The 15,991-nt window shown below is 69.6% G+C and carries 15 protein-coding genes and 1 pseudogene; 13 read left to right on the top strand and 3 right to left on the bottom strand.

What is annotated here, in order from left to right; genetic code table 11:
- The first annotated feature begins 459 nt into the window (after positions 1 to 459).
- From istA to KGD87_RS28670, 9 genes and pseudogenes are all read left to right on the top strand, one after another.
- A pseudogene (istA, locus tag KGD87_RS28710) lies at positions 460 to 1,703 on the top strand (IS21 family transposase).
- Positions 1,700 to 2,488 carry an IS21-like element helper ATPase IstB gene (istB, locus tag KGD87_RS28705; protein WP_284664148.1) on the top strand — a complete coding sequence of 263 codons (789 nt, stop codon included), beginning with the start codon at positions 1,700 to 1,702 and terminating at the stop codon, positions 2,486 to 2,488. Before istA ends, istB begins: the two are co-directional and overlap by 4 nt.
- A 535-nt stretch (positions 2,489 to 3,023) precedes the next feature.
- Entirely contained in the window at positions 3,024 to 3,428 is a 405-nt protein-coding gene (locus KGD87_RS28700) for a PadR family transcriptional regulator (RefSeq protein ID WP_284664147.1), read from the top strand.
- A 125-nt stretch (positions 3,429 to 3,553) separates the two neighbouring features.
- A complete protein-coding gene (locus tag KGD87_RS28695) occupies positions 3,554 to 4,732 on the top strand; it encodes an MFS transporter (protein WP_284664146.1) in 1,179 nt (392 codons plus the stop codon).
- Complete coding sequence (gene arsH, locus KGD87_RS28690; protein ID WP_284664145.1) at positions 4,710 to 5,474, top strand: arsenical resistance protein ArsH; 765 nt, start codon at positions 4,710 to 4,712, stop codon at positions 5,472 to 5,474. The genes KGD87_RS28695 and arsH overlap by 23 nt, the downstream gene beginning before the upstream one ends.
- The gene (locus tag KGD87_RS28685; protein ID WP_284664144.1) at positions 5,471 to 6,295 is read left to right on the top strand and encodes a phosphodiesterase; all 825 of its coding nucleotides are present in this window, start codon (positions 5,471 to 5,473) and stop codon (positions 6,293 to 6,295) included. The genes arsH and KGD87_RS28685 overlap by 4 nt, the downstream gene beginning before the upstream one ends.
- Positions 6,296 to 6,402: 107 nt before the next feature.
- A complete protein-coding gene (locus KGD87_RS28680; protein WP_284664143.1) occupies positions 6,403 to 7,764 on the top strand; it encodes a hypothetical protein in 1,362 nt (453 codons plus the stop codon).
- Between the two features lie 142 nt (positions 7,765 to 7,906).
- Positions 7,907 to 9,232: a magnesium transporter gene (gene mgtE / locus KGD87_RS28675; protein WP_284664142.1), complete on the top strand. Its 1,326-nt coding sequence runs from the start codon at positions 7,907 to 7,909 to the stop codon at positions 9,230 to 9,232.
- Between the two features lie 44 nt (positions 9,233 to 9,276).
- Positions 9,277 to 10,191 (top strand): DUF6929 family protein, encoded by a 915-nt coding sequence (locus tag KGD87_RS28670; protein WP_284664141.1) that lies wholly within the window; start codon positions 9,277 to 9,279, stop codon positions 10,189 to 10,191.
- A gap of 20 nt (positions 10,192 to 10,211) precedes the next feature.
- Here KGD87_RS28670 and KGD87_RS28665 read toward each other — a convergent pair whose 3' ends face one another.
- Together KGD87_RS28665 and KGD87_RS28660 are read right to left on the bottom strand one after the other, a co-directional pair.
- The gene (locus tag KGD87_RS28665) at positions 10,212 to 11,117 is read right to left on the bottom strand and encodes a tetratricopeptide repeat protein (protein WP_284664140.1); all 906 of its coding nucleotides are present in this window, start codon (positions 11,115 to 11,117) and stop codon (positions 10,212 to 10,214) included.
- On the bottom strand, positions 11,117 to 11,407 hold the full coding sequence (locus KGD87_RS28660; RefSeq protein WP_284664139.1) for a hypothetical protein: 291 nt from the start codon (positions 11,405 to 11,407) through the stop codon (positions 11,117 to 11,119). Before KGD87_RS28660 ends, KGD87_RS28665 begins: the two co-directional genes overlap by 1 nt.
- 194 nt (positions 11,408 to 11,601) lie before the next feature.
- On the opposite strand from KGD87_RS28660, the gene KGD87_RS28655 reads away from it, so the two are divergent.
- The 4 genes from KGD87_RS28655 to KGD87_RS28640 all read left to right on the top strand — a co-directional run bounded on the left by KGD87_RS28655 (position 11,602) and on the right by KGD87_RS28640 (position 15,434).
- The gene (locus tag KGD87_RS28655) at positions 11,602 to 12,429 is read left to right on the top strand and encodes an SDR family NAD(P)-dependent oxidoreductase (protein ID WP_284664138.1); all 828 of its coding nucleotides are present in this window, start codon (positions 11,602 to 11,604) and stop codon (positions 12,427 to 12,429) included.
- A gap of 256 nt (positions 12,430 to 12,685) precedes the next feature.
- Positions 12,686 to 13,627 carry an alpha/beta fold hydrolase gene (locus tag KGD87_RS28650; protein ID WP_284664137.1) on the top strand — a complete coding sequence of 314 codons (942 nt, stop codon included), beginning with the start codon at positions 12,686 to 12,688 and terminating at the stop codon, positions 13,625 to 13,627.
- A 41-nt stretch (positions 13,628 to 13,668) separates the two neighbouring features.
- The gene (locus KGD87_RS28645; protein WP_284664136.1) at positions 13,669 to 14,715 is read left to right on the top strand and encodes a sensor histidine kinase; all 1,047 of its coding nucleotides are present in this window, start codon (positions 13,669 to 13,671) and stop codon (positions 14,713 to 14,715) included.
- On the top strand, positions 14,712 to 15,434 hold the full coding sequence (locus KGD87_RS28640; RefSeq protein ID WP_284664135.1) for a LytR/AlgR family response regulator transcription factor: 723 nt from the start codon (positions 14,712 to 14,714) through the stop codon (positions 15,432 to 15,434). Before KGD87_RS28645 ends, KGD87_RS28640 begins: the two co-directional genes overlap by 4 nt.
- 6 nt (positions 15,435 to 15,440) lie before the next feature.
- Here KGD87_RS28640 and KGD87_RS28635 read toward each other — a convergent pair whose 3' ends face one another.
- On the bottom strand, positions 15,441 to 15,830 hold the full coding sequence (locus tag KGD87_RS28635) for a hypothetical protein (RefSeq protein ID WP_176420294.1): 390 nt from the start codon (positions 15,828 to 15,830) through the stop codon (positions 15,441 to 15,443).
- Positions 15,831 to 15,991 lie beyond the last annotated feature (161 nt).

Here is a 15,991-nt window from a genome sequence, read left to right as displayed (position 1 = left end):
GCTGAGGAAACGGATGTTCTCGTTCCCCGTGCCAGTGGCGCCTGGAGGACGAGGTCATTGCCCGGCGAGGCACCGCCGAAGGCAGAGGTGGCCTGGACCGTCAGGGAAGGCGCGAGGGACGGCAACGCGGCCCCGCCCACCAGCGAGGCCCCCTGCATGAGCCAGACGTACATCTTCCCCGTGAGCTGCTCCCGCCACAGCCGGTCAAGATTCCCGCGACAAGCATTGAAGCGACAACGAGAGCGCGTCTTTGAATGCGACTTCCTGAGTACGCCAGGGGTTGGTGTTGGTGTGCACAACAGGCGCCTGGCGTCTTGGGTGCCACGTTGTAGAGCGACAGCAAAATTGACCCCCTCGTGCCACTAAAACTGACCCCCTCTCCGGGCCTGCAAACCAGGGAGGTAGGCAGCAATGGAAGGGACAGCAGTAGTAGCCCTCCGCTCGACAGCGGAGGAGTCGATGGTCGAGCAGGAAGTGGTGCGGCAGGTGCGCGTGCTGGCGGAGGCGGGCTGGGGCGCCAAGCGCATCGCGCGTGAGGTGGGCGTGGCGCGCAACACGGTGCGGCGCTACCTGCGTGCGGGGAGTGCGGCCGACACGCAGGTCCGACCGAAGGCCCGGCGGCTCACCGAGAGCGAGCAGCAGCGCGCGGTGGAACTCTGGGATTCGGCTGCTGAAGGTAACGCCGTTGTCGTCAAGGCGCTGCTGGCGCAGGAGGGAGTGGAGGCCAGCGTGCGCACCGTGCAACGCGCGGTGGAGAAGAGGCGGCGCCAGGTGCACGCAGCTCAGACGGCGACGGTGCGGTTCGAGACGAAGCCAGGGCAGCAGATGCAGGTGGACTTCGGCGAGAAGAAGGTGCGGCTGGGCGGGCAGGTGGTGAAGGTCTTCCTGCTGGTGGCGGTGCTCTCGTTCTCCAGGCGCTTGTTCGTGCGAGCCTTCCTCAACCAGCGCGGGGACGACTGGCGCGAGGGCGTGGCCGCGGCCTTCGTGCACTTCGGGGGCGTGCCGCTGGAGGTGCTCTCGGACAACGCCCGGCCCCTGGTGGAAGAGAACAACCGGCAGGCGGGCACCGTGCGCTTCCACCCGGCCTGGGTGCAGTTCTGCCGGGACTGGGACGTGACGCCCAAGGCGTGCGGGCCCTACCGCGCTCGCACCAAGGGCAAGACGGAGTCGGGCGTCAAGTACGTCAAGCGCAACGCGCTGGCGGGCCGGGACTTCGAGGCCTTCGGTGCGATGGAGGCCCACCTGGCGCAGTGGATGGGCGAGGCGGATGAGCGCGTGCACGGCACCACGCACGAGCCGCCCCTGGAGCGCTTCGAGCGCGAGGAGAAGGCCGCCCTGCGCCCGCTGCCCCTGCGAGTGCTGCCGCGCCGTCACCAGCGGCTCAAGCGCAAGGTGGCCAACGACGCGCTCGTGGACGTGGACACAGTGCGCTACAGCGTGCCGCACCGGCTGGTGCGTGAGAATGTCGAGGTGCAGGTGGGGACGACGAGGTGCGCATCTTCCACGCCGGTGCGCTGGTGGCCACGCACGCTCGCCATCGGCAGCCGCACGCGCGCGTCGTCGACCCGGCGCATTGGGAGGGGCTGTGGCGTCCGCGTGACGAGGAACGCTCCGAGAAGGACTCGTCGCTGACAGGCCTCGGGCGCTCGCTGGAGGACTACGCCGCCGTCGTGGAGCAGGACTCGAAGCGAGGTGCCGCATGAGCCACGACCTGGTCCACGCGCGCGTACGGGAGCACCTGGGCCGGCTGCGCCTGGGCCACCTGGCCGAGCGGCTCGACGCGCTGCTGTCGGAGGCGGCCCGCACCGAGCCCACCTACCTGGACTTCCTCGACGCGCTGCTGCGCGAGGAGATAGGCGCCAAGCAGAAGAAGCGCGTGAGCATGGGAATCACCATCGCCCACTTCCCCGCGGTGAAGACGCTGGAGGACTTCGACTTCAAGGCGCAGCCCTCGGTGGACAACAAGCTGGTGCGGGAGCTGGCCACTGGACGCTTCATCGCGCAGGCGGAGAATGTGCTGCTCTTCGGCCCGCCGGGCGTGGGCAAGACGCACCTGGCGATTGGACTGGGACGGGCGGCAGTGGAGGCCGGGCACTCGGTCCTCTTCACCAGCGCGACGGCGCTGCTGGCGGCGCTGGCCAAGGCCGAGAGCGAAGGGGCCCTCAAGGACAAGCTCAACTACTTCGCCAAGCCCAAGCTGCTCATCATCGACGAGCTGGGCTACCTGCCCTTCGAGAAGAGGAGCGCGCACCTCTTCTTCCAACTGGTGGCGCGACGCTACGAGAAGGGCAGCCTGCTGATTACCACCAACCAGTTGGTGGGCCAGTGGGGCGGCGTCTTCGGCGACGACGTGCTGGCCGCCGCCATCCTCGACCGACTGCTGCACCACAGCCACACGGTGCTCATCCAGGGCGACAGCTACCGGCTACGCCAGAAGCGCAAGGCGGGGCTGCTGGGCCGCAGCGCGCCGCCTGGCAACGACGGCTGAGTCGAGCACGAGCGCAGTGCCTCGGACGTGGCCTGCGCGCGCCCTCGCTTGAGAAGCAGCGAGGGCGCGCTCCGGCGGACGCACGCAGGGAAACGACGTAGCATCACGGCGCAGTCCAACTGGGCCCGGGGAGGGGGGCAGTTTTAGTGACGTAAGGGGGTCAAAAGTTCCTGTCGCCTGACACACGTCCACCTCATAGGGCCGACGGCCGAGTGCTCGGTGCCCTTCTGGCTCGATTTTCGCCCTTTCGGCTGGGTGAGCCAAGCAGGAGGACGAGGGAAGGAAGGGCTGAGGGTAGGAGAAGAGCGGCCATCGGGGCCAGCTGAGTGAGGTGTCGGGCACGACACGCCTCCTCCAGCACCTTCGAGGTGTCCCGATGGCCGCATCCCAGTTGTATGCACTGTTGCGAGTCTTGCAACTGGTTCGGCCGGCCCCCACCCGGCAATCCGTAATCGGGCCGCAGCCCCTACCCCCCGCAGACACAAGCACACGGGAGCCTTTACACATCGAGCATCGAGGTATAGGTTCCAGAATCATGAGTGCGGCATCCGAATCAGGCCGGGCCGGTAGCCGCCAGGTACCGGACTACAGTGACCCCAGCTACTGGCGCGGCACCATCAAGATGTCATTGTCCAAGTTCTTCGTGCTCAGCGTGCTGCACCGCAAGCCGATGCATGGCTATGAAGTGGTACAGGCGGTCGAAAAAAGCACCCACGGTTGCTGCAGCCCCTCCGAGGGCACCGTGTATCCGGTACTCAATGAGTTCGAAGCAGGGGGTTACCTTTCTTCCACCACTCAAGTGGTCCAGGGGCGTTCCCGCAAGGTGTATGAGCTGACGGACAAGGGCCGGGGGGCGTTTCAGGTGGCGGTGGACGCCTGGCTGGAAGCCACCGAGTGCATCGTCGCCAGCAAGCTGGCCACGGAGACGTCCTCGAAATAGGCAGACATGACTCTTTTTTTGCCCAGACACATCGATGCTCGATGCCTTGATGATGGAGGCATGTGTATTCCAGGCATCGTCCCTCGAGTTCCCCTCGGGTCGACGGCGCCTCGGGGGGAGCGGCGATGAGCGCGCGTCGACGGGTCGTTCTGGCGTTGGGACTGACGCAAACCCTGGCCTGGGGCTCCACCTACTACCTGCCCGCCATCCTGGCGGAGCCCATGGCACGGGGGCTGGGCGTTTCCACCAGCAACGTCTTCGGCGCCTTCTCTCTGGCCCTGCTCATCACCGCCTTTCTCGGCCCCGCGGTGGGTCACCGTATTGATGGCCACGGTGGCCGAGGGGTACTCGCGGCCTCCAATCTGCTGTTCGCCACGGGCTGTTTGGCGCTCGGTCTGGCCCAAGGTCCGGCCACGCTTTGGTTCGCCTGGGCAATCATCGGCGTCGGCATGGCGGTGGGCCTTTATGAAGCCGCCTTCGCCACGCTGACGGGCCTCTATGGCCACCAGGCGCGCGGTCCCATGACCGGCATCACCCTGCTGGCGGGGTTCGCCAGCACCGTATGCTGGCCGATCACCGCATGGCTGGACGCCGAGTGGGGCTGGCGGGTGGCCTGCTTCACCTGGAGCGCGGCGCACCTGTTCATGGGCCTGCCCCTCAACCGCCTGCTACTTCCCAAGGCCCCCCAGGTCGACACGAGCCACGTCGAGCAACCCCTGGCCGGGCCAGCAGCGCCACGCTTCGCGATGCCCCTGCTGGCGCTGGTATTCGCCGTCACCTGGATTCTCAGCACCGCCATGGCGGCGCATCTGCCGCGGTTGCTCCAGGAGACCGGCTTCACCGCCGCGGTCGCTATCGGTCTGGCGGCGCTGGTGGGACCAGCGCAGGTGGCGGCACGGTTCCTGGAATTCTCCCTGCTACGGCGCTTCCACCCCATGGTCTCCGCCCGGCTGGCCTGCGCCGCCCATCCCCTGGGCGCAATGGCAATGCTGTTCTTCGGGGCGCCAGCGGCAGCACTGTTCACGCTGCTGCACGGTGCCGGCAACGGCATCCTGACCATCGCCAAGGGCACCCTGCCGCTGGCCCTCTTCGGCCCCCAGGGCTACGGCCGACGCCAGGGCTGGCTGATGGCACCGGCCCGCGTCGGACAGGCGTTCGCGCCATTTCTGTTCGCCCTGCTGATTGAACGATTCGGCAGCGGCGCACTCGTTGTTTCCGCCGCGCTCGGGCTGTTGGCCCTCGGCGCGCTCACCCTGCTCCAGCACTTGACGAGGAACGAACATGCGCCTGCGACCACTCCCTGACCCCGATTCCCTTCCCGCGCTCGACCCCCGCTTCGCCCACCGGAACCCGGCGGCGGGACTGACCGACTCCACCGGCCACCCGCCCCGGATTCTGTTGCTCTACGGTTCGCTGCGGGAGCGCTCCTATTCCCGTCTGGTGGTGGAGGAAGCGGCACGGCTCCTGCGCTTCATGGGCGCCGAACCGCGCATCTTCGACCCCAGCGACCTGCCACTGCCGGACCAGGCCACCGGTGACGACCACCCCGCTGTTCACGAACTGCGCGAGCTGGCCTTGTGGTCCGAAGGGCAGGTCTGGTGCAGCCCGGAGCGGCACGGCCAGCTCACCGGAGTCATGAAGACGCAGATTGACCATCTGCCGCTGGAGATGGCCGGCATTCGCCCCACGCAAGGCAGGACGCTGGCGGTGATGCAAGTCAGCGGCGGCTCGCAATCCTTCAACGCGGTCAACACGCTCAGGCTGCTGGGCCGCTGGATGCGCATGTTCACCATCCCCAACCAGTCCAGCGTGCCCAAGGCATTTCAGGAGTTCGACGCCGCCGGCCGGATGCGGCCCTCGCCGCTGTATGAGCGCATCGTTGACGTCATGGAAGAGCTGGTCCGTTTCACCATTCTGCTGCGCCCTCACGTCAATCCCCTCACGGACCGCTATTCCGAACGCAAGGCCCTGGCCGGCCCGGTCTTGGATGAAAAAACTGATTTGTCGTCCATTGCCATTCGGCCGGACCAGGGAGCACGACGATGAGGAAGAGCAAGCTCCTCTGGATGACCGACCTGCACCTGGTGGAGCCCGGGCGCCCCTGGCCGCAGAATGCCAATCCGTTGCAACGGCTCAACGCCGTCCTGGATGAACTCCGCGACCAACACGCCGACGCGGACCGCTTGATTCTGACCGGGGACCTGGTGCAGTCCGGCAGCGCCGAAGCCTACGAGGTGCTACGGGAGGCGCTGAGAGGCTTTCCGGTTCCCTATCGGCTGCTGGTGGGCAATCACGACCGGCGCACCAATTTGCGGGAGGTTTTCCCCGACGCTCCCGCTGTCGACGGCTTCCTGCAATCCAGTGAGGAGCTGAACGGCACCCGTCTCATCTATCTCGATACACAGGCTGAAGACGGGCATCATGGCGAGCTGTGCCCCGTCCGGCTGGCCTGGCTGGAAGCGCAACTGCAAAGCGCGGGGGCAAGGCCGGCGTTGCTCTTCATGCATCACCCGCCCATGGCCATCGGCGTGCCGCCCCTGGACCGTCTGCGGCTGAGGGATCCGGACAACGCGCTCTTCCAGTTGCTGCGCGCCCGCTCCGCGCCGACGCAACTGCTCTTCGGTCATCTGCACCGCAACGTCAGCGGACTCTGGGCCGGCCATCCCTTTACCGTGCTGGAGAGCACGCACCTGCCCCTGGTCTTCGATATGAGCAGCGACCGGCTCTCACGCTATCCGGGTCCACCGGGGTACGGCGTCATCCTCCTGGAGAACGGAAGCGTGGTCATCAACGCGGTGCAACGACATCGCGGGTATCAGGACCTGTGGCCCGCCCATCAGCCCGGCTCGCTCACTACAGGAAGCTGACACTGCGCCACGCCTGCCTCCAGCCCGGCCCGCGGATGGGGTAAGAAGACCCTGGAGCCTGCGCCGCCTCCCCCAGGCCGAGGTCACCCGGGCGGCGTCCCCATTCGATGAAGACCGTCTCCTGCCTGCTCGCATGGTCCGCGATGCTGTCCCTGTCCGGGTGCGCGGACACCGGTGATGACTGCGGCCTGGTCCCGCTTCCAGGAGACGCGGGGCAGACGCCGCCCCTGCTGTCGCTGGAGGTCCCCGCGGAGCTCCACGTCAAGCCGAGCCTGCGCGGCTCCTGTGATGGCTCCGACACCTCCCAGGTCCCCGACCGCATCACCGCGGAGGTGTTCGACCCCAACAACCACACCGTGGCCTCGGAGTCCTCCCTCACCGGCGATGGACAGTCCGCCACCGTCCGCTTCACCCCGACGACCCCGGGGCGCTACCACGTCCGCGTCGCCTTCTCCCCGGTGGGCAGCCTCCAGCAGTTCGGCGCCTACGTGTCACGCGCATGGACCGGAGGCGGTCCAACGGTGCTCCCGCTGCCCCGCTGCACGCAACTGGACCGCACCACGCATGGCACCTGGCTGTGTGACGGCGTGGCGGTGCACGCGGCGACCGCGGCCCAGACGCCACTCGGCGGCGTCTCCGGCATTCCCGACGTGGCCGTCGCGGGAAATATCGTCTGGGTCGTGGGCGAGGACCGGGTCCGCCGCTTCGTCGACACCGGCTCGGAGCTCGAGCTCACCGGCTCGCTCCTGCTCAATCAGCGCGACACGGTAAAGGTCATCCAGAGCCGGCTCGCCACCGCGGAGGAGCTGTGGGTGCTCGACTCGGAGCGCCTGCATCGCTTCGCCTTCACGCCGGCGGGCGTCGTCACCGGCGCCACCCCCACACCGTGGGGACGGGCCAGCCAGATACCCTTCGGCGTCGACATGGTGCTGGGCCTGCTCGTGCGGCTGGGCCCCGACACGGTCAGCGTCATCCAGGTGACGCCGGAGCTCGACAGCCACGCGTGCAAGTTCCGGCTGGGCCCGGACGGGGCCTTCGTCGCCTCGGAGGCGCCGTGCCAGCGCCTGCCGGGCGTGCCAGCGGGCATCGAAGACGGCGCGGTGTGGACCCGCGTGGACTCCCTGCTCCTGCCGCAGCCAGGACAGACGCTGTACCGGTGGGCCGCGGTGGATGGCGGGCTGACCGAACGAGGCACCCTGGTGGTGGACGCGCCACTCGAACTGGTGAGCGCGCCCCTCCGCCCCGGCTTCGCAATCCCCTTCATCCAGTGGCGGCAGTCACGCGTCGGTACCGCAGCGCCCGTGGCGCCCGAGTCAGAGGGCCCGCTGGGGCTGGAGCTGCTTCCCGGAAACACGGACCTGTCGTCCGGCCCGCGCACCCTCTCGCCCCGCTTCTACTGGGAGGCGGACGCGGGCGGCCTCACCCGTCAAACCCGGGTGTACGCACGGGGCGCGTCTTCGTTGAAATAACGAGACGGTTGGGGCACACACGGACGGGAAAGCGCGAAATGTCGCCTGCCTGCCTCTCGCGATGCCCGGCCTCCGGGTGTAGAGAGGCCAGCGCGCCGCGGCACCACGCGCTCCACCCGACACGCCCGGAGGTGAGCCCCCCATGACGGAAAGCCCCCAGAGCGCCGCGCTCTCCATGGAGGAACTGCACGAGGCGTGGCCCGTGCTCTCCGTCGATGAGCGGATGGAGGGCTTCCGGCTGCTTCCCGCTTCGGTGGCGGACGACTTCTTCCTGGCGCTGTCGGCGCGTGAGCAGGCGGAGCTCATCCTCCACCTTCATCCGGCCGAGCGACGCACCTGGGTCCGGCTGCTGCCCCCGGACGACCTGGCGGACCTGGTGCAGGCGGTGGAGCCCGAGCAGGCGGAGTCCATCCTCTCGCAGCTCGACGACGCCAGCCGCCGCGAGGTCAACGTGCTGCTGGCCTACGCGGAGGACGACGCCGGCGGTCTGATGAACCCGCGCTTCGCCCGCGTGCGGCCGGACATGTCCATCGACGAGGCCATCAGCTACCTGCGCAAGCAGGCGCGGGAGCGGGTGGAGACCGTCTACTACGCCTATGTGCTCGACGCCGAACAGCACCTGCAGGGGGTGCTGTCCCTGCGTCAGCTCTTCCAGTCCGCCAGTGACAAGCGGGTGGCGGACGTCATGCAGCGCGACGTCGTCACCGTGTCGGAGGACACCGACCAGGAGGCCGTGAGCCGGCTGTTCACCGAGCACGGCTTCATGGCCCTGCCCGTGCTGGACGCCCAGCAGCGGATGAAGGGCATCGTCACGGTGGACGACATCGTCGACGTCGTCCAGGAAGAGGCCACCGAGGACATCCAGAAGGCCGGCGGCATGGAGGCCCTGGAGGCCCCCTACTTCGAGACCGGCTTCTTCGGCATGTTGAAGAAGCGCATCGGCTGGCTGCTGGTGCTCTTCCTGGGGCAGATGCTCACCGCCACCGCGATGAGCAGCTTCGAGGACGAAATCGCCACCGCCGTGGTGCTGAGCCTCTTCGTGCCGCTCATCATCTCCTCGGGCGGCAACTCCGGCAGTCAGGCCTCCACGCTCATCATCCGCTCGCTCGCGCTGGGCGAGATGCGACTTCGGGACTGGTGGCGCGTGGCTCGCCGCGAGCTGCTCTCCGGCCTGGTGCTGGGCCTGGTGCTGGGGGTGGTGGGCCTGGCGCGCATCCTCATCTGGAACTCCATCACCGGCGTCTACGGGCAGCACGCCTTGCCGCTGGGCATCACCGTCGCCCTGTCCGTGCTGGGCGTGGTGACGTTCGGCACCCTGGCTGGCTCCATGCTGCCCCTGGTGCTGCGGAAGTTCGGCTTCGACCCCGCGAGCGCCTCCGCCCCCTTCGTGGCCACACTGGTGGACGTTAGCGGCGTCCTCATCTACTTCACCGTCGCCAGCCTCCTGCTGCGCGGTACGCTGCTCTGAAGCGCCGGGGCCCGTGAGGCCGCGGCTTCGCGGGAGATACGGCCATGCTTCACCTGACCTCACGGCGCACCCTGGACCTGGAGGCGCCCGTCACGCCAGGACGTCCTGCTCACGTCACCGCCTTGAGCGGACTGGTCCGCGCGGGCGACTGGCTCTACACCGTCGCGGAGGAGCCGCTACACCTGGCCGCGTTCCCCCTGTCCGCGGAGAGCCCCGGCCACGGCGTGGTGCTCTTCGCGAACCACCAGCCCGACGAGCCCGTCTCCCTCAAGTCGTCGCGGCCCGCCCTGGAGGTGCCTTGCCTGCTGGCGCCCCAGGGCGGCTCGCCCCATGGTTCGCTGCTGGTGCTGCCGTCGGGCAGCTCCGCGGGCAGGCAGCGCGGCGCGTGGGTCGCCCTGGGCGCGGACGGCACCCTGGCGGGCGACGCCCGGGCCGTGGACGTCACGGCGCTGTACACCCAGCTCAGCCGGGAGCTGGGACCGCTGCGCATCGCCGGGGCGGCGATGTCGAGCGGACTGCTGCGGCTGCTCCAGCGCGGCGACGGCGAGCCCGGCACCGACGCCCTGGTGGACCTGGACGCGGAGCGGGTGCTGCGCGGCCTGGAGGCCGGCGCGCTGGGCCCGGACGTGGTGCGCATGACGCGCCGCTGGGAGCTGGGACAGGCCGGAGGCATGCGGCTGTCCTTCACGGCGGCCTCGCCGCTTCCTGGCGGGCGGATGGTCTTCACCGCCACCGCGGGGAGCACCGGCCCGGCGGCCACCGTGGGCGGCTCCGTCGTGGGCGTGCTGGCGCCGGATGGCTCGCCGCAGTTCCTCGACGCGCTGGACGGACACCTGTCGGTGACGGGCGTGGATGCCCGGGTGGAACAAGGCCGCGTGCGGGTGCTCCTGGCGGCCCTCTCCGAGGACGGGGCGAGCCCCGCGACCCTGCTGGAAGCGACGCTGGACGTCCCGGCGTAGGGCGGCGTGTCCGCCCCGCGTCAGTCGTGCTCGTGCGCGGCTTCCTCGGGGCGGCCACCGACGGCCTCCAGCGACGTCCGGGCCGGGCGGACGCGGTCGAAGGCCACCTCGCGCTGCCCCACACCCGAGGCCGTGGTGTTGGCGATGCGCCGTCGCGCCCGCGCGATGTAGTCCTGCACCAGCGCGGGGTCGGGGTGCGTCTTCAGCGCATCCACCCAGGTCTCAATGGCCTTCTCGTTCTCCCCCGCGTCGGCGCGCAGCTTGCCCATCTCGAAGAGGGCGTGCGGCGCCAGCTCGGAGTCCGGGAAGCGCGTGCGCAGGTCCGCGAAGGTGCGGGAGGACTCCTGGCGGCGGCCCTCCATCATCGCCAGGGCCTGGGCCTGGAGGTACAGGGCGTCATCCACGTAGGCGCTCGTGGGGAAGCGCTCCATGATGCGGCGGGTCTCCAGCTCGCACTGCTGATAGTCGCCCAGCTCGAAGTAGAGCTTGGTGACCAGGTAGTGCAGCTCCGCGCCCTGCGGTGGATTGAGCTTGAGGGCCGCGGTGAGCTGGTCGATGGCGCCGCGCACGTCGCGGTAGTGCACGCGCAGGAGGTCCGCCAGGATGATGCGGGCCTCGAGCGCCTCCGGTGACTCGGGGCACTGCTGGATGAGCTCGCGGTAGACGCCTACCGCCTCCTTCACCTTGCGCTGCTCCAGCCAATAGACATCCGCGGCCCCCTTGAGGGCGCGCGCGCGGAGCACCAGCGCCTCCGGCGAGGAGTCATGGCGAGTCGCGTCGAAGGCCTTGCGGTACTCGACGAGCGCCTCGTCGGGCCGCTTCTCGAAGATGGCGTCACGGGCCCGCTGGAGATGGTCCACGGGCTTGTCCCGGCACGCCGTGGCGGCCAGGGACAGCACGGCGAGCGCGAGCCGCAAGGACTTCATCAGTCACAGGCCTCCGGCGTCACGGTGACGCACTTCGTGTCCTGACAGCGGACGCAGACCTCCATCGGCGAGACGTCGGTGACGCAGACGTTGACGCGCGAGGTGCGCGGGCAGTCCTCGGACGTGACACAGCGATAGGGCTCCCCGCCATCACGCGTGATGTCGCTGGCCGTGGAGCCACAGACCTCCAAGTCGTTGCATCCGAAGAGGCCCACCGCGATGGCGGCGAACGCTCCGCACCAGGCGCGTCTCACAGCGGCGGTTGTACCCGGATTCGCCCGCGTCGTCACTGGCGCCCGCTTGCTTGCCTGGCGTCTCCGCCCCGCGGAGGCGCCGCGTTCGCGATTCCGGGACAGGGATGTCAGGTGTGTCATGGAGCACCCGGTGTCAGGGCCGTTCTGGGCGCTCGCGTCAAGGCGCCGCGGGGTGATGGCGGCGGAGGCAGCGGCGGGGACATGCTGGGCCCATTGCCGCAACGACACACATGAGCCTTCCATCCCATCCAAGAGCCGTCATCACCGGCGCGGGCAGCGGCCTGGGCCGCGCGCTCTGCGAGGAGCTCGCACGCCGGCGGGCCCGCGTGCTCGTCACCGACCTCGACGCCGCCTCCGCCGAGGAGACCGCGCTGCGCGTCACCCGCGCGGGAGGCGAAGCGCACGTCCAGGTCTGTGACGTCACCGAGCCGGCCCAGGTCGAGGCCATGGCCGACGCCGCGGAGCGCGCCCTGGGCGGCGTGGACCTGCTGGTCAACAACGCGGGGGTCGTCAGCGCGGGTCCGGTGGGCGAGCTGTCGCTCTCCGAATGGAAGCGCGTGCTGGACATCAACCTGTGGGGCGTCATCCACGGCTGCCATGTCTTCGTCCCCCGGCTGCGCAGGCAGAGGTCCGGCCACATCCTCAACATCGCCTCGGCGGCGGGGCTCGTGTACGTGCCCGACCTGGCGGCCTACAACGTGTCCAAGGCAGGCGTGGTCGCGCTCTCCGAAACGCTCCACGCCGAGCTGAAGGCCACCGGCATCGGCGTCACCGTGGCGTGCCCCAGCTTCTTCCGCACCCAGATTGCCAGCTCGGGCGCCTACGCCAACGACACGCTTCGCGCCCTCGCCGTCGGGATGATGGACGCGGCCCGCCTGGGCCCGGAGGTCATCGCGCGCAGGCTGCTCGAGGCCGTGGACGCGCGAAGCCTCTACACCGTCCCCATGGCGGATGCGCGCTGGGGCTGGCGTCTGCGCCGCATGTCCCCCAGCCTCTTCCTCCGCGCCGTCGCCGCGATGGACCGCTCCGCCCGCGCGTGGCTTCTGCGACGACGCTGAGCCGCTTCAAGGCGCTGTGCGACAGCGGCCGCGCTCGATGAGGCCCGGCGGCGGACTCGCTTCCTCGCCTGGCATGCGGACAGGCGCCATCAAGGTGCGCGCCGCGTCCTCGCGTCCCAGGTGCTCACGCCAGCCGCCCCGCCCGGACGCCGCTCATCACCGGCAGCAACCGCTCATGGAGTATCCGGAGCGCGTGCGCGCTCGGGGCGTACCTTGTCTTTCGCGGCACTCACCCCTCCCGACAAGGAAGCCCTTCATGCTTTGTCGCCACGCCCTTTCGTCGCTGTTCGTCCTGTCGCTGCTCTCCGGTTGCGCGTCCACGTCCGGCGCGGCGACGTCGGAAGCCACCACCTCCGGGCCCACTGCGTCCACCGCGCCCTTCCGCGTCGAGCGCTCCGGCCAGGGCAGGCCGGTGGTGTTCATCCCCGGGCTCGCGTCATCGGGCGAGGTCTGGCGTGAGACGGTGGCGCACCTCGGCGGCCAGTACGACGCCCATGTCCTCACGCTGGCCGGCTTCGCGGGACAGCCCGCGCTGCCCGGGCCCTTCTTCGAAACGCAGCGCCGCGCAGTGGCCGAGTACCTGCGCGAGCAGGGCCTGGAGAAGCCCATCCTCGTGGGCCATAGCCTGGGCGGCGTGCTGGCGCTCGCGGTGGCCGCGGACGTCCCCGAGCGCGTGGGCGGCGTGGTGGTGGTGGACAGCCTGCCCTTCCTCCCCGCCGCCATGTCTCCCGGCGCCACCGTGGAGAGCAGCCGCCCCTACGCCGACCAGCTGCGCACGCAGTTGCGGACCTGGCCCGTCGCCCAGCGCAATGAGCTGCAGCGGCAGACGCTGCGCCGCTACATCACCGACGCGTCCAGGCAGGACGTCGCCTTCCGCTGGGGAAACCAGTCGGACACCGAGACGGTGGCCCTGGCCATGTACGAGTTGATGACCACCGACCTGCGCCCGGAGCTGCCGCGCATCCGCGCGCCCACCCTCGTGCTCGGCTCATGGATTGCGCTGAAGGGCCAGGTGCCGCGTGAGACGGTCGAGGCCGTGTACAAGGGCCAGTACGCCACGCTCTCCACCGCGCGCGTCGTCATGCACGACACGGCCCGCCACTTCATCATGTGGGACGACCCTGCGGGCTTCTTCCGGGAGCTGGACGGCTTCCTCGGCGTCCATGCGCCCGTGGCCCGGGTGGAGCCGCGTCAGTGACTGTGGTGGACTCGCGCGGCCTTGAAGCAGGGAGCCCTTGAATGAAGTCCTCGTCGGCGCGCACCTGGGCCTATGTGGCCTGCCAGGTCGGGGGCTGGGGCTTCTACGCCACCTTCAACTCCCTGCTGACGCTGCTGACGCCCAGGCCCGACATCTGGGCGTCCTGGTGGGTGCTCTGCTTGTGCGGAGCGCTCATCACGCACCTGGCGCGACGCGGGTTGCCCCTGCGAGCGTGGGCCCGGCTGCCCGTCTCCCGGTTGGCCCCGCGCGTCTTCCTCACGGCGGTGGGCCTGGGCGTCACGCAGAACATCGCGGCCTTCGGCTTGAGCACCTCCGTGCTGGGGGTCTTCACGCCGGAGGATGCCTCGCCCATGGGCTTCCTCATCAGCGGCTTCATCTGGACGGTGATGATGACGCTGTGGCTGCTCCTCTACTTCGGTGTTCACGCGGTGGAGCAGGCCCGGGCCATGGAGCTGGAGCGCTGGAAGCTGGAGGCCGCGGCCCAGGCGTCGGAGCTGCGCTTCCTCAAGTCGCAGCTCCAGCCGCACTTCCTCTTCAACTGCCTCAACAGCGTGCGCGCCCTCATCTCCGAGGACCCGGCCCGCGCGCAGCAGGTGGTGACACGGCTGTCCACGCTGCTGCGGCATGCGCTCACCTCCCGGGAGAAGGAGACCGTCCCGCTGGCCCAGGAGCTCCAGGTGGTGCGTGACTACCTGGAGCTGGAGGGCGTGCGCCTGGAGAGCCGCCTGCGCGTTCGCGAGGACGTGGAGCCGGCCGCCCTGCCCCTGGCCGTGCCCGCGATGCTGGTGCAGACGCTGGTGGAGAACGCCATCAAGCACGGGGTGGCGCAGCTTCCCGAAGGCGGCGAGGTGGCGGTCTCCGCGCGCATCCAGGAGGGCGTGCTGCTGCTGGAGGTCTCCAACACCGCCACGCCGGCGGCGCGCCCCGTGGAGGGCAGCGGCGTGGGCCTTCACAACGCGAGTGAGCGGCTGCGCCTCCTGTGCGGCGCCGACGCCTCGCTGCACCTGGACCGCACGCGGACGTCCTTGACCACCGCGCGCGTCCGCATCCCCCTGCCCCTGACATGAAAGTCCTCATCGCTGACGACGAACGACTGGCCCGCGCCGAGCTGCGCCGCCTGCTCGCGGCCTTCCCGGACGTGGAAATCGTGGGCGAGGCCACGCACGTGGACGAGGCGTGCCGCCGGGTGGAAGCGCTGTCGCCGGACCTGCTGCTGCTCGACATCCAGATGCCGGGCGGGACGGGCTTCGACGTGCTCGAGCGGCTGGAGGAGCCTCCCGACGTCGTCTTCACCACCGCGTATGACGCCCACGCCGTGCGCGCCTTCGAGGTGAATGCGCTCGACTTCCTGCTCAAGCCCATTGAACCGGAGCGGCTCGCCACCGCGCTGGAGCGCGTGCGGGAGCGGGGCCGCATGGCCACCGCAAAGCCCGCGCACGGACAGACGCCGGGCACGCCGCTGGAGCGGGTGTTCGTGAAGGAGGGTGAGCGCTGCTGGCTGGTGCAGCTCGCGCAGGTTCCGCTCATCACCTCCGAGGGAAACTACGCGCGGCTGACGTTGGACGGATACGCGCCGCTGCTCTTGCGCTCGCTGACCTATCTGGAGGAGCGGCTGGACCCGGCGCGCTTCTTCCGCGCCAGCCGCCAGCACCTCATCAACCTGGACTTCATCGAGTCCCTGGAGCCTGGGCCCAGCGGCACGCTGGTGGCGCGCCTGCGCGGTGGCCGCGAGGTGGAGCTGTCCCGTCGCCAGTCGCAGCGCTTCCGCGAGAGGCTCAGCATCTGAGCGCCGTCAGTTGTTGCCGCGCCGCGCCTTGCCGGAGGTGAGCACCGCCTTGTCCACCGAGGCGACACCCCTGCCGCGTCGCTTGAGCTGACGCGCGCGGTCCTCCTGCTTCTTGTAGTGCTTCATCATCGCGACCATGTGCGGGTCGGACGTCTCGCAGTGCAGCTGCGTCACCTCCTGGTGGCGACGGCCAAGCTCCTGCCACGTCTGGAGCATGGCCTGGTTGCCCAGGAGCCGCTCCTCGACGGAGTCGAGCACCGCGTCCATCGCCTCACCTTCGGCCTCCAGCGCCGCGAGACGCTCCTGCGCCTCCTGAGAGGGCGACATGCACCCCGTGCCCAGCAGGGAGAGTCCCATCACCATGGTCAGCCCGAGCCACCTCCGCCGAATCCCCACGTCGCCTCCCGCAGTGTCTCGCGCCGTCCACCGGCCGCTGACGCGAAACGCAAGCTAGGGAGGCACCCCCGGGGCGACAACCCGCTCTGGCAGCAGAGGCACTCGTTTTTTCAGCAGGCGACGATTCCCGACACCCGCGTCCAGCCAACGACGTGCGGACG

It is taken from the genome of Myxococcus sp. SDU36, assembly GCF_030168875.1.
Taxonomy (GTDB): Bacteria; Myxococcota; Myxococcia; order Myxococcales; family Myxococcaceae; genus Myxococcus; species Myxococcus vastator.
This window is presented reverse-complemented; position numbering and strand designations above follow the sequence as displayed.